The 24985-nt window shown below is 61.4% G+C and carries 21 protein-coding genes and 1 pseudogene; 8 read left to right on the top strand and 14 right to left on the bottom strand.

Annotated elements, in window-relative coordinates:
• Positions 1-87 precede the first annotated feature (87 nt).
• A pseudogene (locus ATN84_RS26285) lies at positions 88-380 on the top strand (ABC transporter transmembrane domain-containing protein); the annotation flags it as partial.
• Positions 381-540: 160 nt separating this feature from the next.
• Here ATN84_RS26285 and ATN84_RS18650 read toward each other — a convergent pair.
• The 3 genes from ATN84_RS18650 to ATN84_RS27530 form a co-directional block, all read right to left on the bottom strand.
• A complete protein-coding gene (locus tag ATN84_RS18650; RefSeq protein ID WP_068883424.1) occupies positions 541-1179 on the bottom strand; it encodes a dioxygenase family protein in 639 nt (212 codons plus the stop codon).
• Between the two features lie 91 nt (positions 1180-1270).
• A complete protein-coding gene (locus tag ATN84_RS18645) occupies positions 1271-2257 on the bottom strand; it encodes an MBL fold metallo-hydrolase (RefSeq protein WP_068883422.1) in 987 nt (328 codons plus the stop codon).
• Between the two features lie 44 nt (positions 2258-2301).
• The gene (locus ATN84_RS27530) at positions 2302-2655 is read right to left on the bottom strand and encodes a hypothetical protein (protein WP_201026401.1); all 354 of its coding nucleotides are present in this window, start codon (positions 2653-2655) and stop codon (positions 2302-2304) included.
• Positions 2656-2752: 97 nt separating this feature from the next.
• Between ATN84_RS27530 and ATN84_RS18640 the strand changes: the two genes are divergently transcribed.
• On the top strand, positions 2753-3673 hold the full coding sequence (locus ATN84_RS18640; protein WP_068883420.1) for a LysR family transcriptional regulator: 921 nt from the start codon (positions 2753-2755) through the stop codon (positions 3671-3673).
• Positions 3674-3802: 129 nt separating this feature from the next.
• On the opposite strand, the gene ATN84_RS18635 is transcribed toward ATN84_RS18640, so the two are convergent.
• The 4 genes from ATN84_RS18635 to cueR form a co-directional block, all read right to left on the bottom strand.
• Positions 3803-3985, bottom strand: coding sequence for a type 2 periplasmic-binding domain-containing protein (locus tag ATN84_RS18635; protein WP_068883417.1), 183 nt, complete (start codon positions 3983-3985; stop codon positions 3803-3805).
• Positions 3986-4252: 267 nt separating this feature from the next.
• Positions 4253-5392: a Gfo/Idh/MocA family protein gene (locus ATN84_RS18630; protein WP_082766361.1), complete on the bottom strand. Its 1140-nt coding sequence runs from the start codon at positions 5390-5392 to the stop codon at positions 4253-4255.
• A gap of 12 nt (positions 5393-5404) precedes the next feature.
• Positions 5405-6190 (bottom strand): ThuA domain-containing protein, encoded by a 786-nt coding sequence (locus ATN84_RS18625; RefSeq protein ID WP_068883596.1) that lies wholly within the window; start codon positions 6188-6190, stop codon positions 5405-5407.
• A 382-nt stretch (positions 6191-6572) separates the two neighbouring features.
• Positions 6573-7034 (bottom strand): Cu(I)-responsive transcriptional regulator, encoded by a 462-nt coding sequence (gene cueR / locus ATN84_RS18620; protein WP_068883415.1) that lies wholly within the window; start codon positions 7032-7034, stop codon positions 6573-6575.
• 140 nt (positions 7035-7174) lie between these two features.
• Between cueR and ATN84_RS18615 the strand changes: the two genes are divergently transcribed.
• Entirely contained in the window at positions 7175-8797 is a 1623-nt protein-coding gene (locus ATN84_RS18615) for an NTP transferase domain-containing protein (RefSeq protein WP_068883413.1), read from the top strand.
• Positions 8798-8816: 19 nt separating this feature from the next.
• Here the strand turns inward: ATN84_RS18615 and ATN84_RS18610 are convergent, their stop codons facing one another.
• Positions 8817-10418: a BCCT family transporter gene (locus ATN84_RS18610; RefSeq protein ID WP_068883411.1), complete on the bottom strand. Its 1602-nt coding sequence runs from the start codon at positions 10416-10418 to the stop codon at positions 8817-8819.
• A 95-nt stretch (positions 10419-10513) separates the two neighbouring features.
• Positions 10514-11002 carry an MgtC/SapB family protein gene (locus ATN84_RS18605; protein ID WP_068883409.1) on the bottom strand — a complete coding sequence of 163 codons (489 nt, stop codon included), beginning with the start codon at positions 11000-11002 and terminating at the stop codon, positions 10514-10516.
• A 100-nt stretch (positions 11003-11102) separates the two neighbouring features.
• Here ATN84_RS18605 and ATN84_RS18600 point away from each other — a divergent pair, with 100 nt between their 5' ends.
• Positions 11103-11852 (top strand): DUF4336 domain-containing protein, encoded by a 750-nt coding sequence (locus tag ATN84_RS18600; RefSeq protein ID WP_068883407.1) that lies wholly within the window; start codon positions 11103-11105, stop codon positions 11850-11852.
• Here ATN84_RS18600 and ATN84_RS18595 read toward each other — a convergent pair.
• From ATN84_RS18595 to ATN84_RS18575, 5 genes are all read right to left on the bottom strand, one after another.
• Positions 11845-14145, bottom strand: coding sequence for an acyl-CoA dehydrogenase (locus ATN84_RS18595; RefSeq protein WP_068883405.1), 2301 nt, complete (start codon positions 14143-14145; stop codon positions 11845-11847). The two genes, ATN84_RS18600 and ATN84_RS18595, sit on opposite strands and share 8 nt — an antisense overlap.
• Positions 14146-14211: 66 nt before the next feature.
• Entirely contained in the window at positions 14212-16191 is a 1980-nt protein-coding gene (gene fhuB, locus ATN84_RS18590) for a Fe(3+)-hydroxamate ABC transporter permease FhuB (RefSeq protein WP_068883403.1), read from the bottom strand.
• Between the two features lie 99 nt (positions 16192-16290).
• Positions 16291-17184, bottom strand: a complete 894-nt coding sequence (locus ATN84_RS18585; RefSeq protein ID WP_068883401.1) for an ABC transporter substrate-binding protein — start codon at positions 17182-17184, stop codon at positions 16291-16293.
• Between the two features lie 135 nt (positions 17185-17319).
• The gene (locus tag ATN84_RS18580) at positions 17320-19491 is read right to left on the bottom strand and encodes a TonB-dependent siderophore receptor (protein ID WP_068883399.1); all 2172 of its coding nucleotides are present in this window, start codon (positions 19489-19491) and stop codon (positions 17320-17322) included.
• Between the two features lie 171 nt (positions 19492-19662).
• Positions 19663-20547, bottom strand: a complete 885-nt coding sequence (locus ATN84_RS18575; protein ID WP_068883397.1) for a helix-turn-helix domain-containing protein — start codon at positions 20545-20547, stop codon at positions 19663-19665.
• 164 nt (positions 20548-20711) lie between these two features.
• Between ATN84_RS18575 and ATN84_RS18570 the strand changes: the two genes are divergently transcribed.
• From ATN84_RS18570 to ATN84_RS18555, 4 genes are all read left to right on the top strand, one after another.
• On the top strand, positions 20712-21674 hold the full coding sequence (locus ATN84_RS18570) for a sugar-binding transcriptional regulator (RefSeq protein ID WP_068883395.1): 963 nt from the start codon (positions 20712-20714) through the stop codon (positions 21672-21674).
• A gap of 162 nt (positions 21675-21836) precedes the next feature.
• Positions 21837-23153, top strand: a complete 1317-nt coding sequence (locus ATN84_RS18565; protein WP_068883393.1) for an ABC transporter substrate-binding protein — start codon at positions 21837-21839, stop codon at positions 23151-23153.
• Positions 23154-23253: 100 nt separating this feature from the next.
• Positions 23254-24126, top strand: coding sequence for a carbohydrate ABC transporter permease (locus tag ATN84_RS18560; RefSeq protein ID WP_068883391.1), 873 nt, complete (start codon positions 23254-23256; stop codon positions 24124-24126).
• Between the two features lie 3 nt (positions 24127-24129).
• On the top strand, positions 24130-24960 hold the full coding sequence (locus ATN84_RS18555; protein ID WP_068883388.1) for a carbohydrate ABC transporter permease: 831 nt from the start codon (positions 24130-24132) through the stop codon (positions 24958-24960).
• Positions 24961-24985: the final 25 nt, after the last annotated feature.

Genomic DNA, 24985 nt, shown 5'->3' with positions numbered 1-24985 from the left:
TTTGGATGCGCGGATCAACTCCCGAAGACCGCAATTCGAGACCAGGCCATGCTGGTGCAGATGTGTAGTGTATTGAGGAGCGGGCCCATGGCTGATCTTCTAAAGCGCTTCGCCGCCTATTATCGCCGCGCATCGCAGGCTGTTTTTGCTGGACTTCTCCTGCGCGGTGGCGGCGGGCTCTTCTGGAGCTTGCCTTCCCGGTCGCGGTGACGCTGTTCATCGACCGGCTCCTGCCGACGGGCCAGCACGGCCTCATCGCGCTGGCAGCGGCGGTCCTGTTCGCCGCCTATCTGATCAGCGCGGGCCTGCAGGCGATCGTCACCTATTGGGGCCACATGCTCGGCATCGGCATCGAGACGGAGATGCGCCGCAAGGCATTTTCCTGCAGCAATTTGCGTGCCGTCAGCAGGGCATGGCCTCGGTGATGTTCGCGCGTTTGCCTGCGATCTCGTTCTGTCGCTGTCGCCCAATGGCATTGTCACAAACAGTACGAGGGAGACGTTGGCCGAGCCTGAAGCTCGGAAGCGCGGCGTTGCGAAACTACAGAACAAAATCGAAGCGCCCGAAAAGGCGATCTGAATCTCTGCTCACGGTCAGCAGAAGCTTGTCATCGTACTGATAATCGGACTGGTTCAACGGCTCGTCCGGAAAGAATAACTGGGTTGTCAGGACGGCACCGCCGCGTTGTTGCAGCTTGAAATGAATGTGGCGCGTACGCGGCCCATAAGGCGCAGGCACGATCGTTGAGAACCACCATCGCCCCTCGTCATCCGTCCATTGATGCCCACGAAGCTGGAAGCCCCGCTGGTCATATTCGCCGTCATCGTTTGCTTGCCACGCGTCCACCAGGACGTTCCGCAGCGGGCCACACCGGGTATCGAGGACGAAGCCGCCAATAAGAATAGGTCGCCCCGGCAGTTCGGACCCGCTCAAGTGGCGGCGCATGGGCGAGCGCGGGCGAAAGAACGGCCCCTCGGTCGTTGCGATAGTAGGTGCATCGTCGTCGTCACAGTGAGGCGTGCGAGGCAGCTCTGCCGGTGCGGCCTGCGCCCAGCCAGACATTGGGACCATGGCAAATACTGCCGTTGCCAAGGCGCCGCTGACAATCCTTCGGCGACTGTGGCCAGCGTCCGCGGCCAGGAGATCATATGGAAATCCGCCCTGCTCGATATCGTTCATTGTTCCGTCTCCCAATACGACATGAAGTTCTCGATCCCAGCCTGTGTGAAGGCTTGTCATGCTCTTGCTCGGAGAGCTGTCCGTGAAGTTGTCAAAACTCCCAGCCGGCAGGAACCCAGGCGTAGCCGCTGTCCGTCTTCAACATCCGCCCGATGCCGGGGAACGGATAGTGGAAGCCGAGCACCAGGAGACGTTCGCTTGCCGCGCGGTCGAAGATGCGCCGCCGCGATTCCAGCGCGGCATCCTTGTCCCGGTCTGGCCCAGGACGCCAAGGATTGTCGATGTTGACGAGCGGATGGTAGGCGAGGTCCGCGGTCAGCAACAGCTGATCATCAGCCGAATGAACCAGGAAGGTGACCATGCCGGGCGTATGACCGGAGGCTGAAAGGGTGGTCAGGCCAGGGACAATTTCCGTGCCGGCTTCGTAAAGTTCGACAGAGGGGGCAACCGGCTCGACGCTCCGCTTGATCGCAGCCGCAAAGCGCTGACGGAATTCCTGACTGACGGGCATGTAGGAAAGGTCGGGATCGTTGCGAACAAAGAAGTCCCAGTCCGCCTTTGGCGCGAAGACTGTGGCGTGCGGGAAGGCTCGGCCGCCATCGGCAGTACGGAGATTGCCGACGTGATCGGGATGGGTATGCGAGACGACCACTATATCGATGTCTTCCGGGCGCAAGCCGATGGCGGCGAGGTTCGCGAAGACACGGCCGCCATTCGGTCCCATGGTCTGACCCGCACCGGCCTCGATCAAAACCCGCTGGCCTGCCGTTTCGATCAAAAGCGTGTTTAGGTTCAGTGTCATCATGTCCGAGGGAAGAAAGGCATTTGCCAGCACAGTCTCCAGATCGGCCTCCGGCGCGTCAAAGGCATAGACACGCGGCGGGCCTGCAATCGTCCCGTCGCTGAGGATCGTTGCTCGAATGTCGCCGATCTGAAGCCGGTAGTAGCCGACGTTCGATGGCGAAACGGCAGCATCCTGTGCAAGCGCCAGGCCAAAGCCCGGACGCAATGCAAGTGCAGATGCGCCGGCGACGGCCGATAGCATGATGCGACGGCGATTGATCGTGAAGAAACTCATGGTGTTGCTCCGATATTTGTTTGGAGGAAAGGTTCAGGTGGATCTCAAAGGAGGTGTTCCAAACGGATCGGCAGTTCGCGAATTCGCACGCCCGTCGCGTGGAACACGGCATTGGCGACCGCAGCTGCGACGCCGACAGCATATCGAGGAGCGACGTCCGCGGATTGATGGGAAGCTCCACCGCTCGACCATTGATCTGAGCCGGTACACGCATATGGTCCGACGGAACGGCCAGTGCTTCGGCATTCGGTGATTGAGTGACCGCAGCCACAGGGGGTGACGCCACGGCAACCCGTCCCTGCGCCGAGGATCAGCGTCTCGCGGCGATTGATGGCAATATCCAGAGCGTTTTCTTTGAACTCAATCTGCCGCTCATTCGTGCTCACGTTTATAGGCATCGGAAACCTCCATGCACGCTGTTCGACGAGATTGGAGCCTTTCCGTTGATCTGATAAGACAGTCAATTCTTACAAGGTTGCTAAGGACAGCTTTGCAATGCAGAACCTTCGCCTCGATAGTCTGGAAATTTTGGCCGCGATTGTGCGGGCTGGTGGTTTTCGGGCAGCAGCCGTCGAACGCGGCGTTTCGTCTTCGGCCCTGAGCCAGTCCGTAAACGCGCTGGAAGATGCACTCGGGATCCGTCTGCTGAACAGAACAACGCGAAGCGTTTCGCCGACCGATGCCGGCAAACGCCTTCTCAGGCAGCTGGAACCGGCCCTGGCCGACATCAAAGCAGCACTCGACGACCTAAACCTGTTGCGTGAGCAACCATCTGGGACAATCCGGATCAATGCGCCGGCACCTGCGGTGGATCATATTCTCTGCCCGATCGTTTTCGATTTTATGCGGTACTTTCCCGAAGTGAACTTCGAACTCATCAGCGATGCGGCCATCATTGATATCGTCAAGCACGGATATGACGCCGGTGTCCGCTTCGGTAAGCAGCTCGAGCAGGATATGATCGCTGTACCTCTGGGGCCTACCCTGCGATATGCAATCGTGGCCACGCCGGAGTATCTCCGGCAGAACGGCACGCCCTCAGCGCCGCATGACCTTATCGATCACAATTGCATCCAACGCCGTTTCCCGGGCGGCACTTATGCAGTCTGGCATTTCGAGAAGGATGGAGAGCCGCTGGAGATCACGCCAACCGGTCGGCTGACTCTCAGTACCGCCCACCAAGAGCTTCAGGCAGCGCTCGCAAGCCAGGGGATCGCCCATGTCTTCGAAGATTATGCGCAAGCACATCTGGCCACGGGCGACCTTATCGAAGTCTTGGCGGATTGGAGCCCGCAATTGCCGAGCTGGTTCCTCTATTATCCCAGCCGCCGTCACTCCAGCGCCGCCATGCAGGCCTTCTTGCAGCATATCCGAGGCTATTCGCATCGCTTACATCCCAAGAAGCAGCAAGCCTGAGCCGAGATATCATTCTGTAAGTGGCGGAGCTTCAGGATCGAACCCATCGCCCTGCATTCTGTCTCGATCCTCGTAAGAGCCTTCCTACGGCACCTATGATGCTGTCACCGCCAAGCGCAGGTTGGGCTGCTACGAGACAGGTGAGGATGACAGCACCTCCCGAAGCGTGTCGATGAAGGCGCGCAGACTGCCCGGCACATGGCGGCGGCCGGGATAATAAAGGATCAGGCCCGGGATCAGTGGGCACCAGTCCTCCAGCACCGGCAGGAGCATTCCCTCAGCGATCTGCGAGGCGACCGCATGCTCCGGCACATAGGCGATGCTTTGCCAATCTCATCGGCAAGAGCCGGCAGCCGCACGTTGTCACCGTTCTTCGGCCGGTAGAAGTCGCCGGGCAGCGAAATGCCGTAGCGGTTGGTGAAGGTGAGCTTTTCGTGGTCGGGGATGTCGGTCCCGCTGCATGGAGAGCAGCGGTCGGGCGATGCTGCATATTCTATCGGGCCCATCCAGGGCCATGCCGCCCTGCCGGCGTTGGCGAGCAGGGCGGCATTTGAGATGTTCTCACACCCCAATGACCCTTCAGCACTCACCGGCGATCGGCAATGTTTCGAGATCCGCGATCGTTTGAAGCTCCACCACCTGCAATTCAGGCGTACTTACCATTTCGACCGGTGGCAGCAGCGTGATTTCGCGGCGCTCCTTTTCCGAAACCATGGCGAGGTCGATCACCTTCTGCAGGTTTGTGGCATGGCGGAAGCTCGGTTCGAGCTGCTTTCCGGTGGCGATCGCCTCGACGAAACGCTCATAATTGGTCGGCACCGCCGGAACCTCGATGTTTCTCCAGGTGGCCGTTTCGATATCCTCGCCGAGACAACCGCGCAGTTCCGAATCCGTCGGCCGGTGCGTGACCTCGAGGCTGCCGCGCTCGCCATAGATGCGCAGCTTCAGCTCATTGAGGTGGCCCGTCGCCCAGCGGCTGGCGTGAATGACGCCGAGCGCGCCATTGGCGAAGCCGACGGACATGGTGAAGCTGTCATTGGCATCCAGCACATATTCGCCGATCTCGTTGTTCGGCGCCTTGTCGAAGGCTTTCATCCGGGAGAACACATGATCGATATCGGTGGCTGCGCCATAGGCGGCGAAATCGAGGATGTGGATGCCGACATCGCCCAGCACTCCGTTCGAACCATGGCCGGTCGACAACCGCCAGAGCCAGCGCGATTCCGTACGCCAGTCGCCCCAGGCACGGGAGACGAGCCAGCTCTGGAGATAGGAGGCCTCGACGTGGCGGATCGTCCCCAATTGACCGGCCAGCACCATCCCGCGGGCATATTGCAGCGGCGCCACGTTGCGATAGGTCAGGTTCACCATGTTGACGACGCCGGCTGCCTCCGCGGCATGGGTCATCTCCATGGCTTCGGCGTGGTTCTCGGCTAGCGGCTTTTCGCAGAAGACATGCTTGCCGGCGGCGATCAGCGCCAGTGAGGTCGCATGATGCATACGGTCGGGCGTGACATTGGTCGCGGCGTCGAATTCACCCCAGGCGATTGCCTCTTCAAGGGTCAGGAAGCGCTTCTCGATGCCGAAATGATCGGCGAATTCGGCGAGCCGAACCGGATCCGTATCCACGGCGGCGACGACTTCCACGCCGTCGATGGCCTTGAAATGGTTCGTCTGGCTCTTGGCCATCGCGCCGGTGCCAACAATAATCAGTCTCATATAGTAAGTTCCTCAGCGATAACCGGCTTCACCGGCCTTATGCAATTTCGGTCCGCGTTCGACGATCGGCTCATGCGCCTTTTCGACGGGCACGTTGGGAGCGTCGGTGATGGTTTTCAGATCGCCCTGCGGGTTATGGGCCCACTTCACGGCGTTGATCAGCACTTTCCGGACATTGACGTCATGATAGGTCGGGTATGTTTCGTGGCCCGGGCGGAAATAGAAGATGTTGCCAGCGCCGCGGCGCCAGGTAAGCCCGGAGCGGAATACTTCGCCGCCCTGGAACCAGGAGATGAATACGGTCTCCAGCGGTTCGGGAACGGAGAATTGCTCGCCATACATCTCCTCGTTTTCGAGGACGAAGCTTTCGTCGAGCCCGGCGGCGATCGGGTGGCGGGGATTGATCACCCACAAGCGCTCGCGCTCGCCCGCCTCGCGCCATTTGAGCGCGCAGGGCGTTCCCATCAGCCGTTTGAAGATTTTCGAAAAATGGCCGGAATGCAGGACGATCAGGCCCATGCCTTCCCAGACGCGCCTGGCGACGCGCTCGACGATATCGTCGGAAACCTCGTTGTGTGCCTTGTGTCCCCACCAGACGAGCACGTCGGTTTCGGCGAGCCTGGCCTCGTTCAGACCGTGCTCCGGTTCCTGCAGCGTGGCGGTGGTGGCATGAATCGCCGGATCGCTGTTGAGCGCATTGGCGATCGTCACATGCATGCCTTCGGGATAAATCTCCCGGACGAGGGCATTGGTATTCTCGTGGATGTTTTCACCCCATACAATTGTGCGAATAGGCACTTTCGTCATTCCTTGATCTGATTTTCGTGAGGAGTATTACGCGTGAACCGGATCGGTCCGTCCGCCGGCGGCCGATCGGGAACATGATGAGATCAGCGCACCGCACAAGGCTACCCGTTAGGCCGACGCCTCGATTGGCCGAGAATTGAATGCTCTTGCCGACAAAACCCCGCCAGCCTTTCGGCCCAGCCGTTGCCTGGATTGCCAGCTTTCCGAACGGTCAGCGTCTCTTCTCCCGAGCCGGGATCGGCGCCGCTGCCGTAGCGGAAATTTCCGATTTCAACGTGCCGTAGCAGACCGCCAATCGCCGTGCAATCCCGATATATTAGGGTGGGATAGTTCAGTGTGCATATCCATGGGAATGACGCCTACGCCTGTGGAATCAGCCGACCAGCGTCCCCTTGAGCGCGCCGGAGCGTCTGGAGGATGAAGCCACCGGCGCCGGACCATCCTCATCGGTATGCGCCAGATCCCGGATGATCGGGCAGTCGGGCCGTGCATCGCCATGGCAATGGGTAGCGAGATGGCGAAGCGTATCGGCCATGGCGCGAAGCTCCCGCATCTTGGCTTCCAGTTCCTCGACATGCTCCAACGCGATGCGCTTGACGTCGGATGATGCGCGGCTACGGTCGCGCCAGAGCGCTAGGAGCTGGCGGATATGCTCGATCGAAAAGCCGAGATCGCGGCCGCGGCGGATGAAGCGCAACGTCTCGAGATCATTGGCCGAATAGACGCGATAACCCGACAGCGTCCGCTCCGCTGGCTCGATCAGTCCGATCGATTCATAGTGGCGGATCATCTTGGCTGAAACGCCTGATGCGGTAGCCGCCTCTCCGATATTCATGGGGTATTCTCCTGTCACCGATCCGGCCATATATAAGGGTTCGAGGGCCCTCACGCCAAATGGAGATGGAAAATGGCTGTCAGTACAGTCCTGGATATGATCCTTGGCCATGGTTGGTATACGCCGGAAGGACAGGCCACATGATATTCGGAGAGGTCCTGGTCGGCGAGGCAGAAGGTGCAATCCTTGCCCATTCGGTTTCGGTCCAGTCAGTTTCGGGGCACATATCGAGCCTCCGGAAAGGCCATTTGCTGACGCGCAGTGATATTGAGACGCTCCACGCGGCCGGTGTGTCGCGTGTCACGGTGGCGCGTCTCGAAGAGACCGACATAGGCGAGGACGATGCCGCCTCGCGGCTTGCCAACGAGCTCGAAATAGCCGGCGTGCGGATCGGCCCGGCCTCGACCGGGCGGGTCAATTTCTTTGCCCTCGAAGGTGGGCTCTTCACGGTCGATCCTGATGTCATCGATGGTATCAATGCGGTCGATCCTGCCGTCACCATTGCGACGTTGAGTGATTATGACCGGGTGCAGTCCGGCCAGATGGTGGCGACGGTCAAGATCATTCCCTTTGCGGTGGATGCCGGGATCATCGAGCGGATCGAAAAGCGGATATCCGGCCGTGCGGCCTTCGGCGTTCTCCCGTTCCGCCCGCAGCGCGTCGGACTTATCCAGACGGTTCTGCCCTCCGTCAAGCCGAGCGTGCTCGACAAAACCAAGCGCATCATGGAAGCGCGTATTGCGCGCAATGCCGGGACGGTGTGCGGCGAGATGCGTGTTGCGCACCGTATGGCGGACCTGAAGGAGGCAATCCGGCAGATGCAGGCGGCGTGCGATACCCTCATCGTTTTCGGCGCTTCCGCGGTGGCCGATCCCGCCGATATCGTGCCGCAGGCGATCCGCGAGGCGGGTGGTACGGTGCATCACATTGGCATGCCGGTCGATCCCGGCAATCTGCTCATCCTCGGCGAACTCGACGGCAAGCCGGTGATCGGCGCGCCCGGCTGCGCCCGCAGCGCGAAGGAAAACGGCTTCGACTGGGTGCTGGACCGGCTGATGGCGGGTGTCGAGGTCACGCCGCAAGATATCGTCGGCATGGGCGTCGGCGGTCTGCTGATGGAGATCCCCAGCCGGCCCCAGCCGCGCCAGGCGGAGCCTGCCGCCCGACCCGTCACAGTCGCCATCGCGCTGCTTGCCGCCGGCCAATCACGCCGGATGGGCGGGCCCAACAAGCTCCTGGCGCGGATCGACGGCGAACCAATCGTCCGGCTTTCGGCCCGGCGGGCACTCGCTTCCGGCGGCAGTCCAGTTATCGCGGTGCTGGGTCATATGGCCGGCGAGATCGAGGCGGCGCTTTCGGGGCTCAATGTGACGACCGCCATCAATGGCGCCTATGCCGTAGGCATCTCTTCTTCGATCAAGGCGGGGCTGCTGCATGTGCCGGCTGATGCGGATGGCATGATGGTGCTCCTTGCCGACATGCCGGCTCTTGGGCCGGATCATTTGAAGCGCCTTATCGACGCTTTCGCCAAGGCGGGCGGCAGCGCTGTGGTGCGCGCCAGCTTCGACGGCAAGCGCGGCAATCCCGTCATCCTGCCGAGAAGCCTGTTCGGGGCAATCGAGCGCCTTACAGGGGATGTCGGCGCCCGCCATCTGATCGAAACCGGCGATACGCCCGTGATCGACGTGGAAATCGGCCCGGCGGCGATGGTGGACGTCGATACGCCTGATGATCTGCAGACCGCCGGCGGCGTTATCGCATAGCCGGCGGCCCGGATCGGCGTTACCGATGCGGCTCGCTGCGCAGCACCTTCCATGTCGCATAGAGCATCAGCAGGAGCAGGATCGCGAATGGGAAGCCGGTGGCGATGGCGCCCGCCTGGAGTGCGGCGAGCCCGCCGCCGAGCAGCAATGCGATCGCTACCAGTCCTTCAAATATCGCCCAGAAGACACGTTGCCTGACCGGAGCATCGACCTTGCCGCCGGCGGTGATGGTGTCGATCACCAGCGAGCCTGAATCGGACGATGTGACGAAGAAGACGATGACGAGAACGATGCCCATGAACGAAGTGACGGAAGCGAGTGGCAAATCCGCCAACATCTTGAACAGCGAAAGCTCCGGAACATAATCGACCACCGTCTGCTGCACGCCCATATAGCCCTCATTGAGGAACTGCTCCAGCGCGGTGCCGCCGAAAGTCGTCATCCAGAGGATGGAGGCGAGCGTCGGGATGATGAGAACGCAGGTGATGAACTCCCGCACGGTGCGTCCGCGCGAAATGCGGGCGATAAACATGCCGACGAAGGGCGACCAGGATATCCACCAGGCCCAATAGAAGGTGGTCCAGCCATGGACGAAGGATTCGTCGGTGCGGCCGATCCAGTTGGCGAGCGCCGGCAGATCCTTGATATAGTTGAAGCCGTTGGTGAAGAAGCCGGTGATGATGGACATCGTCGGGCCGAGCACTATGACGAACAGCATCAATGCCACGGCAAGCAGCATGTTGATTTCGGATAGACGCTTCACGCCGGCATCGAGACCGGCAACCACGGAGCCGAGCGCGATTGCCGTGATGCCCATGATCAAAAGCACCTTCATCATATCCGTATTGGGCACGCCATAGAGATCGTTGAGGCCGGCGAGCGCCTGTGACGCGCCGAAGCCGAGCGAGGTGGCGAGGCCGAAAAGCGTGGCGAAGACCGCCAGCGTGTCAATAACGTGGCCGGGCCATCCGCGAATGCCTTCGCCGAAGATCGGGTAGAAGGCAGAGCGGACCGAAAGCGGCAACCCTTTATTATAGGCGGCAAGCGCCAGGGCAAGCGCTACGATGGCGTAGATCGCCCAGGGATGCAGCCCCCAGTGATAGATCGTCGCCGCCATGCCGAGCTCGCGGGCGCGGTCAACGGCGCCCTCTACCAGAACTCCGTCGACAACAGGCGGTGCCGCGCCGAGCGGCGGATTGTTGAAATGATACATCGGCTCCAGCACGCCGAAGAACATCAGGCCGATGCCCATGCCTGCAGCGAACAGCATCGAAAACCATCCGGAATAGGAATAGTCCGGCACCGCATCGATGCCGCCGATTCTGACCTTGCCGAGCGGCGAAATGGCCACCACGAGGCAGAACAGCACGAAGATATTGGCCGCGATCATGAACAGCCAGTCGAATGTCGAGGTCAGCCATGTTCTCAGGCCCTCGAGCACTGTCCCGGCGAAATCGCGGAAGATGAGCGCGAGGATGACGAAGCCCACGATCGTGACCGCGGAGATGAAGAAGACCGGATTGTGAACGTCGAGCCCGGCGATCTGGACATTGTCCTGGCCGGCTTCCAATCCGTGTTCGTCGAATCCCAATGGCGGGGCCGGCGTTGGTGTATCCGTCATTTTTCTCTCCCCTCGTTCTAAAAAATCGATTCAGACGGAGAACAATAGTGCCAGTGTCGCAAAGAGGATGCAAATCGGCCTCGCCGAGGCCGTCATCATTTCCATTGCAGCCATCTTTCGACACGGTAAAGCAAGCGCAGAACGATGGCTCCAATTGCTGTCGCAAAAAAGCCAATGATCCAGAAACCATAGCCAGTCGAAAGACCGATCGAGGCCGCAAGCCACATGCCGGCACCGGTTGTCAGCCCATGCACCTGGCCTTTGCCGAAGACGATCAGCCCGGCGGCGAGAAAAGCCACGCCGGCCGTCACCGCCTCGACGATGCGCAGGGGATCGATCCTGACCTGCTCGATCTGGTAGAGCGGCGCCTTGGTGATTTCACCGGCAAGAATGCCGAAAACGGCGGCTGCCAGCCCGACGAGCAGGTGCGTGCGCAGGCCGGCAGGCCTGCTGCGGCTTTCCCGGTCGATGCCGATCAGCGCTACGAGAACCAGGGCGCCGCAAATTCGTGCCAGGATGATATGGTACGGAATGGCGGTATCCGGCAGCATATCGGCGGCGATATCGGCCAATATCTTTTCCATGCCGGGAAACCGCAGGAATAGCCGTTTGGTTCCGCGTTGGTGCAATTGTTCAAACCCCGCTAAACTGTATCCGAGGTTTTGGACAATCCACGGGGCAAGGATGAAAAGGCACGCGCATATCACCTATCCGCCGCTGAACACGCTGAAAGCGGTCTGTGAGAATGTATGGGTCGTCGACGGCCCGGTCATCCGCTTCGGCATGCCATGGCCTAAGATGCCCTTTCCGACAAGAATGACGGTGATCCGCCTCGGCAAAGGCGAACTCTTCATCCATTCCCCCACGCCGCTGGTACCATCGCTGAAAGCGGAGATCGAGGCCATTGGCCGGCCGCGCTGGATCATCGGCCCCAACCGCATCCATTACTGGTGGGTGCCGGACTGGCGGAACGCCTTTGCTGATGCGGATATCTATCTCGCGCCGCGGATCGAGGAGCAGTCGAAGGGCCGCATCGATTTCAGATATACGCTGCTCGACCGCGATGGAGGCTATCCCTGGGACAAGGATATCGCGACGCTTCCCGTCACCGGCGATTTCATGACGGAGGTGGAGTTCTTTCATCGGCCGAGCCGGACGCTGGTGCTCACCGATTTCATCGAGAATTTCGAGCCGCGCAAGCTCGATTCATTTCTCATGCGGTGGCTAACCTGGTTCGGCGGGGTGCAGGACCCCGACGGCCAGATGCCGCGCGACATGCGGCTGACCTTTTCCAAGCAGAAGCCTCAATTACGCGCGGCGATCGAAACGATGATCACGTGGCAACCCGAGCGCATCATCCTGGCGCATGGCCGTTGGTATGACAGAAACGGTGCCAACGAATTGCGCCGGGCATTCCGCTGGGTGCTCAAGTAGAACTTGCGGCGCTGTTCCGACGTGGTGCAGCGCGCTTGGGACGCGGCGATGGCTTTTTCTGCCGATGCTGCGCGGCGATCGGTGAAATCTCTTCCATGGCAAAGGCATCGACGGCGATGACGCGGGCGGCTGCCGCCTTCGCTTCGGCAAGCTGCGCGAACTCCATATCGCTGATGATGCTCTTGTCACGGGCCTCTTCCGCATTGCGCACCCGCTTCTCCCGCATCTTCTTCTCGATGGGCTCCGCGGCTTCGACAAGCGCGAAGGCCTGTTCGAGATCCTTCAACGGGTGCTCCTGACGACCTTCGCCGAGATAGATATCCGGCGTCAGCCGGTCGCGCTGGGGCGAATTGCGCATCAAGGTTTCAGCCACGTCGTTGGTCAGCTTGTCCGACGGTACTGCGTCGGGAAGCCCGACAGGGAAGGCGAGCAGGCGAATGAGGACAGCCGCCCAGCGCGCCGGCAGATTATCGAGTACCCCGGCAAAAGCAGCGGCGATGCGGCTCTGCCCCTGCGCCATGACATAGTCGACGATGGGCCCGTCCTCCTGCGGCCGGCCCTCGTCCTCGAAGCGCTTCAGGACGGCGCCCAGCAGATAGAGTTCGGAGAGGATGTCGCCGAGGCGGGCCGAAATCATCTCCTTGCGCTTCAGCGCGCCGCCCAGCGTGGCAAGCGACAGATCGGTGAGGAGCGCGAAAGCCGAGGCATAGCGCGAGAGCTGCTTCCAGTGATTGCGCATCGCCGCGCCTTCGGGCGCTGGGGCGAGATGGCCGCCGGACCAGCCGCGCAGGAAAGCCCGCCCGGCGGTGGCAAAGGCGTGGCCGATATGCTTCCACAATGTCTTGTCGAAACGATCGAGACCGCGCGCCTTGTCGCTATCGGAGAGGGCCAGCAATTCCTCGAGCATATAGGGATGGGAGCGGATCGCGCCCTGGCCGAAGATCATCAGGTTGCGGGTCAGGATATTGGCGCCCTCGACCGTGATGCCGATCGGTACCGAGCGGTACTGGCCGCCGAGATAGTTCCTGGGACCATCGACGATCGCCTTGCCGCCATGGATATCCATCGCGTTGATGATGGAATCGCGCATGCGGTCCGTGGCATGATATTTCATGATCGCCGAGATCACTGATGGCCGGTGCCCCTCGTCGAGCGCGGCAATGGTGAGGCGTCTTGCTGCATCGATCAGATAGGTATTGGCGGCCAGATCGGCGAGCGGCTTGCGGATGCCCTCGAACATGCCGATCGGGACATTGAACTGGGTTCGGATGCGGGCATAGGCGCCGGTGGTGCGCGCGCAGATCGCGGCGGAGGCCGCGGATTGCGAGGGCAGCGAGATGCTGCGTCCGGCGGCAAGCGCCGTCATCAGCATCTTCCAGCCCTGGCCGATCCGCTCCTCGCCGCCGAGGATATGATCGAGAGGTACGAACACGTCCTTGCCGTAGAGCGGCCCGTTCTGGAAATAGGTGAATTGCGGGATGTGGCGTTCGCCATGGCTGACGCCGGGGGTCGATGTGGGGAGCAGCGCGACGGTGATGCCAAGATCCTCCCCACGGCCGAGATGGTTTTCCGGATCGTGCATCTTGAAGGCCAGACCCATGACGGTCGCTATGGGGCCGAGCGTGATGTAGCGCTTGTGGAAATTGAGCCGGATGCCGAGGGTCTTTTTGCCCTTCCACATGCCGTATTCGACGATGCCGGTGTCGGTCATTGCCGCCGCATCGGAGCCGGCATCGGGCGAAGTGAGGCCGAAGCAGGGGATTTCCCGCCCGTCAGCGAGCCTGGGCAGCCAATAATCGCGTTGTTCGTCGGTGCCGAAATGCATGAGCAACTCGCCCGGGCCTAACGAGTTGGGCACCATCACGCTCACGCCGGCGACGACGCTGCAGGAGGAAACCGTGCGCACCACCTCCGAATGAGCGGTGTTAGAGAAGCCGAGACCGCCATATTTCTTCGGGATGATCATGCCGAAGAATTTCTTTCGGCGCATGAAGTTCCAGACTTCGGTCGGCAGGTCGCGATCCTGCCAGACGATCTTCCAATCGTCGACCATGGCGCAAAGCTCGCGCACCGGGCCGTCCATGAAGGACTGCTCCTCCTCGGTGAGCTTTGCCCGCGGCATGGCGAGAAGCTTGTTCCAGTCGGGATTGCCGGTGAAGAGCGCGCCGTCCCACCAGACGGTGCCTGCGTCGATCGCCTCCCGCTCGGTCTCGGAGATCGGCGGCATGACTCGCGCGGCCTGTCTGAACAGCGGCCTTGTAATGAAGTCACGGCGGAAGGTGCGCAGGTCCATGATCAAGCTCCCTGTTGGAATCACCATCATAGAGCGGTTCCCGTTTTGAAGGAAACAAAGGAGAACTCAGGCAGTTTCGCGGCTTTCTCCTCGCCCTAGCATCCAAATGAGATAGGTACCGCCGATAAGGGAAGCAAAGAGGCCAAGCGGCAGTTGATAGGGGAAGGCAACCATGCGCGACAGCCAGTCGGAAAGGACCATCAATCCGCTGCCGATCAGCACGCTGCCGATAAGGCCGGGCAATGGCCGGTGAAGGCCGATGAGCCGTGCCAGATGCGGGGCGATGAGGCCGATGAAGCTCAGGGGACCGACGAGCAGGGAGGCAAATGCCGTGAGGCCGGCGCAGAGAACGATGAGCAGGAGCCGACTCATTGCCAGCGGCAGGCCGAGGGCATGCGCGGTCGTGCGCCCCAGCGGCAGGACATCGAGCCACCGTGAGGTGAAGAAGAGCGGCGTGATAAGCAGAAACGCTGCCGCCCAGGCAAGCCAGGCTTCGCCGGTGTCAACTTCACTGATGGAGCCGCTTAGCCATTGGAGAAGCTGGAAGGCCTGCCGGTTGCCCGTGGCGATGGCCGCCGTCAGCACGGCGCTGCACAGCACGCTCATGGCAATGCCGGCGAGAAGCAGGCGCTCCGGCCCGAAGCCGCTGCGCGCGGCAATCACGAGCATGACAGCGAGCACTATGAGCGCGCCTGCGGATGCGCCTGCCAATTGAAGGCCTTGCCCCGGCATGGCGCTCAGATAGAGGATTGCGGCGAGGCCGACGCCCGCGCCGGTGCCGACGCCCAGGATTTCCGGGCTCGCCAGCGGATTGCCGGTGAGGCGCTGCATGATCGTGCCGGCAGCGGCGAGCATCGCGCCAGCGGCGGCGGCGATGGCGACACGGGGGCTACGGAAGGTGAGAATATCCTGCAGTAATACGCCATGGGCAAGGCTCCAGCCATCCGGTCCGCGTCCGAGAATGAGCGCGAGGATCAGCATGACAAGTGCAAGAAGCAGGAGGATGCCTAGCGTCAGAAGTGGATAGGACGCGCGGCGCGTTGCGGGCGGCTTGGCATTGAGCGATGGCCATTCGAGCATGCGCAAGCGCGGCAGGAGCCAGAGGAGCAGCGGGCCGCCAAGGAGGGCTGTCGCTGCGCCGGTGGGGATGCGTTCGCCGCCGGAGCCCGCGAAAAGCTGCACCAGCCCATCGGCGAGCCAGAGCAGGACCGCGCCGATGAGTGGCGCGGCAATGAGTTTCTGGCGCGGCGTACGCGCGCCGCTCAAGGTGGCAAGGGCCGGTGCGGCAAGGCCGATGAAGCCGATGATGCCGACTTCCGCCGTCACGCTCGCCGCCAGCCAGACGGCAAGGCCGATCACCATGAACCGGGTGGCGTAGAGCGCGACGCCGAGGCTGCGGGCGTTCGTTTCATCGAGGCCGAGAATGGTGAGCGGGCGTAGCAGCAGGAGAGAGGCGCAAGCAACGAAAGCCAACCGCAACGTGATAGCAATCGTAGGTCCCCAGCCCTGCTGGGACAGTGTTCCGCCGCCCCAGATGAACAGCGAGAACATATATTCGCCATTGGCGAGAATGAGCGCGGCGCTTGCGGCGGTGGCGGTCAGCGAAACCATCATGCCGGCGAGCACGACGGAAACCGGTTCCAGATCGCGCCGCCAGTTCAGCGCCAGGATGAAGGCGACCGCCGCCAGCCCGCCCACCAGCGCCACGCCCTCGCGGCCCGCTTCCAGCAGCGTGGGGGCATAGATGGCCGCCGCCGCCATGGCGAGCTGCGCCCCGGCGGAGATGCCGAGCGTCGAGGGTTCGGCAAGCGGATTGCGCAGCACGCGCTGGAGAAGCAGCCCGGAAAGGCCGAGCGCCGCCCCGCATAGCAGCGCCATCGCCGCGCGCGGCAAGGTCGCGTTCAGCAGGATGATGCGCTGGAGCGCGGGCACGGCGCTGCCGGGCGACAGATGCCCGGCTATGGTGATGGCGCAAAGAATGGCGGCGGCGAGCGCCGCCAGCGCCCATACGAGGATGGAGCGGCGGGGAAGAACGATGTTACTCATCGGAACATCTCATTACACGGAAACGCTGGCGGGACAGCGCCCCCCTCTGCCCGGCAGGGCAGAGGGGGGCGCCTGGCGATTCCATCAAACAGGGCGCTCTCAACGGTTTTCCTGCAGGAATGGCCCAGCATGGCCCAAAAGCCGGACGAAGCGGCGGGCGGCGGGCAGGCCGCCGAAATGGTCGATGGGATCGAGCATGGCCACGCGGCCTTGGCTCACCGCCGGCAGCGCATTCCAAATGGGGCTTTGGGGCAGGATGTCGCGCGCCTCGGGCGGGACAGGACCGATGACCACGATATCCGCGTCTGGAACCGCCGCCAGCGCCTCGATGCCGACGGGCGCGGTCGCCGAATAGCTGGTGGTTCCCGTCCATGCATTGGCAAGGCCGATGCGGGTGAGCACGTCGCCGAACATGCTGTCGCCGCCGAAAGCACGGAAATGCCTGCTGTCACCGATGCTGATGAGGAAGACGGGGCGGTGGGCGCGTGTCTGGACGCGCTCGCGCAAGACGGCGATTTCCGCGCCCAATGCCGCGATATAGCTGCGCGCGGCGTCTTCCCGGCCGAGCTTCTGGCCAAGCGCAAGCATGGCGTCTCGCGCGGGATCGAAGGGCGGAACGCCGGTCTCATAGATCGTCCGAGAAAAGACCGGCGCGACGCGCTCGAAAGCCGGGCGGCGATATTCGTAAAAGTTGGAACTCAGGATGAGGTCCGGCGCGATGATGCGCAGCAATTCCATATTGGGCGTGCCGCGCAGGCCGAGGTCCGTGACGCTTTGCGGCACTTCCGGCTCAATGGCGATTTCGCGGAACTGGATGAGCTCGGTGGCGGCGACGGGAACGACGCCTATGGCAAGCGCCGTTTCCAGCATGGCCCAGTCGATCACCGCGATGCGGGGCAGGGGGGCGGCGGAAAGCACGGCCGGCCATGCAAATGCGCTCGCCGCAAGGGCGAGTACGCTGCGTCTCGTCGGTTTTTGCCGGTCGATGGCCATCAGGTCCCGTAAAGGCTTGTCCAAGCCTTCGCAAGTTTTGGCCTATTCACCCCCCTCTGGCCGGCAGGCCAGAGGGGGATATCGTTGTCACAACGTTTCATTGAGAAGCGAACTGCACTTAAGAAACGACGGTCCTCACCACTTTACATGCGCTTTCAACAGCGCCTTGCGGCCTTCGCCGTAGCCGCAGGACTGGACCGTCTGGCAGCCCGCCACATAGTCCTTGTCGAAGAGATTGGTGACATTGAGGTCGACGCCCCAATTGTCCTTCTCGTAGCCGAGCTTCAGGTCGACCAGCGCGACATCCGGAACCTTGTACTGGTTCTCCGCATCCGCATAGGAGGAGCCGACATAGCGTACGCCGGCACCGAGCTGAAGCCCCTGAAGCGCGCCGTCGAGGAAGGTGTATTGCGCAAAGACTGAGGCCTGCGTCTCCGGCAGGAGGTAGGGCCGGTTGCCGATAATGGCGGTGTTGTCGTCCTCGGTCACTTCCAGCCTGTAGGTGGTGAACGCGGCCGTCACGCGCCAGGCATCGGTGATATTGGCCTGCAATTCCAGTTCCACGCCACGCGAGTTCACTTCGCCGATCTGCGTCTTGTCGTTGAACGGGCCGGTCACTACGTTCTGCTTGGTCAGATCAAAGAACGAGGCGGTGATGAGACCATCGAACGCTTGCGGACGATACTTGATGCCCACCTCATATTGCTGGCCGGTTTCGGCTTTCGCCTGTTCGCCCGGACGGAGGTTTTCGATAACCGGATTGAAGAAGGTGGCGACGCTGGCATAGGGCGTCAGGCCGTTTTCAAATTCATAACCGATGCCGAAGCGGCCGCTCGCCTCGCCCTGATGATCGCGATAGTCTGGAAGACCTTCGGATTTATCCGAGACGTAATCGTAGCGGCCGTTGAGGGTCATGATCCAGCCATCGCCGAAGCGGAGCTGGTCCTGGGCATAGATGCCGATCTGATTGCGACGCAGATCCTGATCGATATAGGGATCGAACATCGGCCCCTGCGGCTCGCCATAGACTGGGTCTATGGCGTCGATCGGCGTGGCGCCGCCCGTCTGCTGCATCTGATCGATTTTGAAATATTTATATTCGATGCCGAAGAGCAGGGTGTGCTCGATGGCGCCCGTTGTCACCTTGCCCTGCAACTGATTATCGACGAGGAAGGTGTTGACCGTCGTGTCGTGACGGAAATTGATGCGATGGAGATCGGAACTGCCGGGAAGTGGCTCCATCAGTCCGCCCCAGGCTCCGTCCTCATAGCCATAAGCATAGAGACTATGCTCCTTCACATGCGCAAAGCCGTAGCGCAGATTCTGCCGCACCGTCCAATCGTTCTCGAAGGTGTGTTCGAGTTCATAGCCGATCGACGCCTGCTCGCGGTCGTAGCTATCTATCGATGGCTCGGTGAAATTGCGCTTGCGCGAAATCTTGCCGAAGGGCGCGTCCACCACCGTGCCGAAATAGGGCAGGAAGGCGCCGCCATTATGCGTGCCGTCGAGATGGGTATAGTTGGCGAGAACGGTGAGCTTCGTCGCCGCGTCCGGGCTCCAGGAGATGCTGGGCGAAATGACGCCACGGAAGTCTTTCTCGAAATCGGTATAGCCGTCGCCGCCGGCGATGATGCCATTGATGCGGTAATCGACTACGTCGGAGGCCTTGTCGCCGATGTCGAAGCCCATATAGCCGTTGCCGAACGAGTTGATGCCAGCCTCGACATAGCGCAGGCGTTCGCCGGTCGGGCGCTTGCTGATATAATTGACCATGCCGCCCGGGTTGGCGCCGCCATAGAGGGCGGAGGCGGGCCCCTTCAGCACTTCGATGCGCTCGAGGCCGAAGCTGTCGATCAGGAAGCCGCCGAAGCCATAGCTGAAGTTCTGAAGTCCATCGAGATAGGTGCCGGACTGGGTCGCATCGAAGCCGCGGATATAGAGCCAGTTGGTATCAAAATCGGGGCCAAAGGGCTGGGCGAAGACACCGGCGGTATAGCGCAGCGCCTCATCCACTTTCTGCGCGCCGAGATCGTCCATCTCCTCGCGTCCGACGACGGAGACGGCCTGCGGGATCTGCTCGATCGGCGTGTCGGTCTTGGAGCCGGTAGCGGTATTTTCAGGGACAAATCCCTTGACCGGGCCGGTGGCGCTCGCCTCTCCGCCTTCTCCGCTTTCGACGGTGATCTGCTGCAGTTGGATCGGCGTGCCGTTCTCCTGTGCCTGAAGCGGTGAAGAAAGGAGAACGGGAAGTGTCGCCGTGCTGCCCAGGAGAATACGGAGAATAAGCTTCCGGCGCGGTGTGTTCATTGCAATTAGCCCCTGCTTGACGGGGTAACCGCCTCCGGTTCCAAATGCGGCGATCGGAAGTCAGCCAACCCTTAACCCTGTCGAAATAAGATGAGTTTTTATATCAACAATCTATACATGGATTGTCGGTTCTTGCTCTGGTTTGAATGCTTTTGGGCCTTTATCTCGGCATCAGCTGCTTTGCGCGCGCAGCCATGCGGCCGGGGTTGTTCCAACGAAGCGCTTGAAAACCCTGGTGAAATGAGCCTGGTCCGAAAAGCCGGTCGCCGAGGCCACCCAGGTCAGCGAAACCGAATTGCGGTTCATCAGTTCGCACGCTTTCCTGATGCGCGCGTGCATCTGCCATTGGTGCGGCGGCATGCCGGTCGAGGCTTTGAAGGCGTGGCTGAAATAGGTTTCCGACAGGCCAGCGAGCTGGGCCAACTCGCGCAGCCTGATGGAGCGCAGGCAATTCGCCTCGATGAAATCGATCGTGCGGCGCAACTGGCGCGGTGAGAGCTGACTGCGCTTCCTCTCCGGCTTCTGCCCGATCTTGAACAGATCAGCGAAAAGTGCTGCCGCCAGCCCGTCGCCATAGAGGTCGTGCAGCGGATCGTCGTTCAAGCATTCAGCGGCGATGAGACCGGCGAGACGGGCGATGCGCTCGTCGGAGAACATCAGGCGAGGAACCGAGAGCTTCTCGATGTCGAGTTGACCGGCGAAACGCCGGGACAGCGCCTCGATATCGAAGTGCAGATCGAGATGACGAAGAAAGCCGGTGTTCTCCGCTTCGCTCCAGATCGGCATGCCGGCGGGGATATAGCTCATCCGGTAGGGAGCGGCGCTCTTTGGCGTGGGCTGCTGGTGCTCGCTCTGCCTGATGGCGAAGCGGCCTACGCCGTCGTTGTCGAGCACGACGAAAAGGCGCGGCGCCTTGGAAACATATTGGCCGGAAGCACCTTCGGCGCAGATCACCGACCAGACATCGGCGATGACGCCGTTCCACGCGCGCCAATGCAGGCCGTCCACGATGGAGACGCCTTCGACCTTGCTTTTCATCTGGGGGTGGAACGTCATGAGCCCGATGCCATGAGGATCTTTGCACGGAAGAAACAAAATATGTCTATGAAAGTCAAGTTTTAATCCGATTGGTCACTCCGACGCATTCCGGTCAAAGGAGTTGCGTCCATCACCTGCCTATCGCATTTTGAGCCATTACGGTTGAGGAGGCGGCAAGTCAGGTGAGTTCAAGGCGCGACAACAACAATACCAGGCTCGACGATGCGGCGCGCGCGGGATGGCTTTATTACATAGCCGGCAATACGCAGGATGAGATCGCGGCCAAGCTCGGCATTTCCCGCCAGTCGGCGCAGCGCATGGTATCACTTGCCGTTTCAGAAGGGTTGGTCAAGGTACGCCTCGACCATCCGATCGCCAATTGCCTGGAACTCGCGTCACAGCTCAAGAAGCAATTCGGCCTGCGGTTCGCCGAGGTGGTGCCGACCGATCCCGCCTCATTATCAACGACGCTGGGCGTGGCCGAGGCCGGAGCGGAGGAGATGGCACGCTGGCTGAAATCGCCCGAGCCGATCATCATGGCGATCGGCACGGGGCGCACGCTGAAGGCGGCGATCGAGCAATTGTCGCCGATGGAATGCCCTCAACACAAGGTCGTCTCGCTCACCGGCAATATCGCTCCCGACGGCTCGGCCGCCTTTTATAACGTCATCTTCAATATCGCCGATGCGATTCACGCGCGCAGCTTCCCCATGCCGCTGCCGGTCATCGCCTCCTCGCCGGAGGAGCGTGAGCTCCTGCATGCCCAGGCGATGATCCGCCCGGTGCTGGAACTGGCGGCGAAGGCGGATGTCACCTTCCTCGGCATTGGTGACCTTGGCGACGACGCTCCCCTTTTTCTCGATGGCTTCGTTTCACAGGTCGAGCTGAAAGCGCTGCAGAAAGCGGGCGGTGTCGGTGAAATACTGGGTTGGTCGTTTGACAGCGAGGGCCGGATGCTCGAGGGGCTGACAAATGAACGTGTCGCCAGCGCGCCCATCCCGAGCGGCGGGAATTCCCTCATCATCGCGCTTGCCAAGGGCGCGAAGAAACAGCCGGCAATCGCGGCGGCGGTAAAAGGCCGCCTGGTCAATGGCTTGATCACCGATGAAGCCACCGCTGCCGCGCTGCTGAAACGCGAGATATAGGCTTTTCCAGCTGCCGAAGACATGTCTCGTTGCTGCACCGCGGCGACGAATAGGGCTTGACACTTCTCGTCATATTGTGAGTAATTGCCCACATTAATAGCAAATGCTCGTTTCCACGTGTCCGCGTGGAACCATGGGTGCTCTAATGTTTGGGAGGAACAGATGAGATTGAAATCGCTGATGCTCGGCGCCTGCTCGCTCATTGCGATGGCCGGTTTTGCGCAGGCCGAGACGCTGACGATCGCCACGGTCAACAATGGCGACATGGTGCGCATGCAGAAGCTCGCCGACGACTTCAAGGCGAAGAATCCCGATATTGACCTGCAATGGGTGGTGCTGGAAGAGAATGTGCTGCGCCAGCGCGTCACCACCGATATCGCCACCAAGGGCGGCCAGTATGACATCATGACCATCGGCACCTATGAGGTGCCGATCTGGGCCAAGCAGGGATGGCTCCTGCCACTGGACAAGTTGACTGCGGACCAGAGCTACGATGTCGACGATCTGCTGCCGCCGATCCGTAGCGGCCTGACCTATGAGGACAAGCTTTATGCTGCGCCATTCTATGGCGAAAGCTCGTTCGTGATGTATCGCAAGGATCTGTTCGAGCAGGCCGGGCTCACCATGCCCGACGCGCCGACATGGGATTTCGTGGGCGAAGCCGCCCGCAAGCTGACCGACAAGAGCAAGGAAATGTACGGCATCTGCCTGCGCGGCAAGGCCGGCTGGGGCGAGAACATGGCATTGCTCACCGCCATGTCCAATTCCTTCGGCGCTCGCTGGTTCGACGAGAGCTGGAAGCCGCAGTTCGACCAGCCGGAATGGAAGGAAACGCTGGAATACTACGTCAATCTGATGAAGGAAGCGGGCCCTCCCGGAGCATCTTCCAACGGCTTCAACGAGAATCTGGCGCTGTTCCAGACAGGCAAATGCGCCATGTGGATCGACGCTACGGTGGCCGCCTCCTTCGTCAGCGATCCGAAGGAAAGCCAAGTGGCCGACAAGGTGGCCTTCGCGCTGGCGCCCGACAAGGGGCTGGGAAAACGCGGCAATTGGCTCTGGGCGTGGACTCTCGCCATTCCGGCAGGATCGCAGAAGACCGAGGCTGCCGAGAAGTTCATCAACTGGGCAACGAGCAAGGATTATCTCAACCTTGTCGCTTCGAAGGATGGCTGGCTCAACGTACCGCCCGGTACGCGCACTTCGCTCTATGAGAATCAGGAATATCTGAAGGTTGCGCCCTTCGCCAAGATGACGCTCGACTCGATCAACTCGGCCGATCCGACCAAGCCGACGGTCAAGCCGGTGCCTTATGTCGGCGTCCAGTTCGTCGCCATTCCCGAGTTCCAGGGACTCGGAACCGCGGTCGGGCAGCAGTTCTCGGCGGCGCTCGCGGGGCAGGTTTCGGTCGACCAGGCGCTCCAGAACGCCCAGCAGCTCAGCGAACGCGAGATGATGAAGGGCGGTTACATCAAGTAATCGGCCTGGATCACTCTTCGCGGACCGGGGCTGCTCACCCGACGACAGGGCAGCTCCGGTCGGTTCCCGCTCCCGCACCCGAGAAAATGGGATTAGACCCATGGCAACCCTTCGCACGCGGTCCGCCGCCCGCCTGATGATGACCCCGGCCGTCCTTACGTTGTTCGTATGGATGATCGTGCCGCTGGCCATGACGCTCTATTTCTCGCTGCTGCGGTACAATCTCCTGATGCCGGGAATGGAGGAATGGGCGGGAACGCTCAATTATCGCTATTTCCTCACCGATCCGGCATTCGGCGCGGCGCTGGTCAATACGCTTCTGCTGGTCGGCGGCGTTCTCCTCATCACCATTGTCGGCGGCACGCTATTGGCGCTGCTGCTCGATCAGCCCTTTTTCGGCCAAGGCATCGTGCGCCTTCTGGTGATCGCGCCGTTCTTCGTCATGCCGACGGTGTCGGCACTGGTCTGGAAGAACATGTTGATGCATCCGGTCTATGGCATCTTCGCCTGGATCGCACGGCTGTTCGGCCTGCAACCGGTGGACTGGCTCGCCAACCTGCCGCTTTTCTCGGTGACGATGATCGTCGCCTGGCAATGGCTGCCCTTCGCCACGCTCATTCTTCTGACGGCACTGCAATCTCTCGACGAGGAGCAGAAGGAAGCTGCCGAGATGGATGGCGCCGGTCCGATCTCGCGCTTCATCTATATCGTGCTGCCGCATCTGGCCCGCGCCATGACGGTGGTGGTGCTCATCGAGACGATCTTCCTGCTCAGCGTCTTCGCCGAGATCCTGGTGACGACCAACGGCGGCCCGGGCTATGAGAGCACCAACATCACCTACCTCGTCTATGCGCAGGCGCTCCTGCAGTTCGATGTGGGCGGCGCATCGGCCGGCGGCATCGTCGCGGTCATCCTCGCCAATATCGTCGCCATTTTCCTCATTCGCCTGATCGGCAAGAATCTGGAGGCTTGAGCCATGGCCCGCGCAATTACGACGCGAAGGAAGGTGACCTTCACCATTATCGGGTGGCTCGTCGGGTTCGTGATCTTCTTTCCGATCCTGTGGACCATTCTGACGAGCTTCAAGACGGAGGGTGAGGCGATCGCCTCGCCGCCGCATTTCCTGTTCTTCGACTGGACGCTGCAGAGCTATTTCGATGTGCAGAGCCGATCCAACTATTTCAAGCATGTGATGAATTCGGTGGTGATCTCCTTCGGCTCCACCCTGATCGGGCTCGCAATCGCCATTCCCGCAGCCTGGGCGATGGCGTTCTCGCCGACGAAGCGCACGAAGGACGTGTTGATGTGGATGCTTTCCACCAAGATGCTGCCGCCGGTGGGCGTGCTCGTGCCGATTTACCTGCTCTTTCGCGATTGGGGGCTGCTCGACACGCGGCTCGGTCTCGTCATCGTCTTGACGATGATCAACCTGCCGATCATCGTCTGGATGCTCTACACCTATTTCAAGGAGATCCCGGGCGAGATCCTCGAGGCATCGCGCATGGATGGCGCCTCGCTCGCCAAGGAGATCATCTATGTGCTGACGCCGATGGCGGTGCCGGGGATCGCCTCGACGCTGCTCCTCAACATCATCCTGGCCTGGAACGAGGCGTTCTGGACGCTCAACCTGTCGGCGGCCAACGCCGCGCCGCTCACCGCGTTCATCGCATCCTATTCGAGCCCGGAGGGGCTGTTCTGGGCGAAACTTTCCGCGGCTTCGACGCTCGCGATCGCGCCGATCCTCATTCTGGGATGGTTCTCGCAGCGCCAGCTCGTACGCGGTCTGACGTTCGGGGCGGTGAAATGAGTGCGGCGCGGAATAATAGAGGGAG

It is taken from the genome of Paramesorhizobium deserti (genome assembly GCF_001558695.1).
In the GTDB taxonomy this organism is placed as follows: Bacteria; Pseudomonadota; Alphaproteobacteria; order Rhizobiales; family Rhizobiaceae; genus Paramesorhizobium; species Paramesorhizobium deserti.
The sequence above is the reverse complement of the archived record's forward strand: the minus strand, read 5'-3'. Positions and strand labels throughout refer to the sequence as shown.

What these genes read in the sequence shown, in the direction of transcription:
- ATN84_RS18600 (WP_068883407.1), top strand. Translation starts at nt 11,103, where the DNA reads ATGAAAAGGCACGCGCATATCACCTATCCGCCGCTGAACACGCTGAAA.
- ATN84_RS18630 (WP_082766361.1), bottom strand. Translation starts at nt 5,392, where the DNA reads ATGAGACTGATTATTGTTGGCACCGGCGCGATGGCCAAGAGCCAGACG.
- ATN84_RS18580 (WP_068883399.1), bottom strand. Translation starts at nt 19,491, where the DNA reads ATGAACACACCGCGCCGGAAGCTTATTCTCCGTATTCTCCTGGGCAGC.
- ATN84_RS18650 (WP_068883424.1), bottom strand. Translation starts at nt 1,179, where the DNA reads ATGAACGATATCGAGCAGGGCGGATTTCCATATGATCTCCTGGCCGCG.
- ATN84_RS27530 (WP_201026401.1), bottom strand. Translation starts at nt 2,655, where the DNA reads ATGCCTATAAACGTGAGCACGAATGAGCGGCAGATTGAGTTCAAAGAA.
- ATN84_RS18595 (WP_068883405.1), bottom strand. Translation starts at nt 14,145, where the DNA reads ATGGACCTGCGCACCTTCCGCCGTGACTTCATTACAAGGCCGCTGTTC.
- ATN84_RS18565 (WP_068883393.1), top strand. Translation starts at nt 21,837, where the DNA reads ATGAGATTGAAATCGCTGATGCTCGGCGCCTGCTCGCTCATTGCGATG.
- cueR (WP_068883415.1), bottom strand. Translation starts at nt 7,034, where the DNA reads ATGAATATCGGAGAGGCGGCTACCGCATCAGGCGTTTCAGCCAAGATG.
- ATN84_RS18560 (WP_068883391.1), top strand. Translation starts at nt 23,254, where the DNA reads ATGGCAACCCTTCGCACGCGGTCCGCCGCCCGCCTGATGATGACCCCG.
- ATN84_RS18615 (WP_068883413.1), top strand. Translation starts at nt 7,175, where the DNA reads ATGATATTCGGAGAGGTCCTGGTCGGCGAGGCAGAAGGTGCAATCCTT.
- ATN84_RS18640 (WP_068883420.1), top strand. Translation starts at nt 2,753, where the DNA reads ATGCAGAACCTTCGCCTCGATAGTCTGGAAATTTTGGCCGCGATTGTG.
- ATN84_RS18575 (WP_068883397.1), bottom strand. Translation starts at nt 20,547, where the DNA reads ATGACGTTCCACCCCCAGATGAAAAGCAAGGTCGAAGGCGTCTCCATC.
- ATN84_RS18605 (WP_068883409.1), bottom strand. Translation starts at nt 11,002, where the DNA reads ATGGAAAAGATATTGGCCGATATCGCCGCCGATATGCTGCCGGATACC.
- fhuB (WP_068883403.1), bottom strand. Translation starts at nt 16,191, where the DNA reads ATGAGTAACATCGTTCTTCCCCGCCGCTCCATCCTCGTATGGGCGCTG.
- ATN84_RS18645 (WP_068883422.1), bottom strand. Translation starts at nt 2,257, where the DNA reads ATGAGTTTCTTCACGATCAATCGCCGTCGCATCATGCTATCGGCCGTC.
- ATN84_RS18555 (WP_068883388.1), top strand. Translation starts at nt 24,130, where the DNA reads ATGGCCCGCGCAATTACGACGCGAAGGAAGGTGACCTTCACCATTATC.
- ATN84_RS18585 (WP_068883401.1), bottom strand. Translation starts at nt 17,184, where the DNA reads ATGGCCATCGACCGGCAAAAACCGACGAGACGCAGCGTACTCGCCCTT.
- ATN84_RS18610 (WP_068883411.1), bottom strand. Translation starts at nt 10,418, where the DNA reads ATGACGGATACACCAACGCCGGCCCCGCCATTGGGATTCGACGAACAC.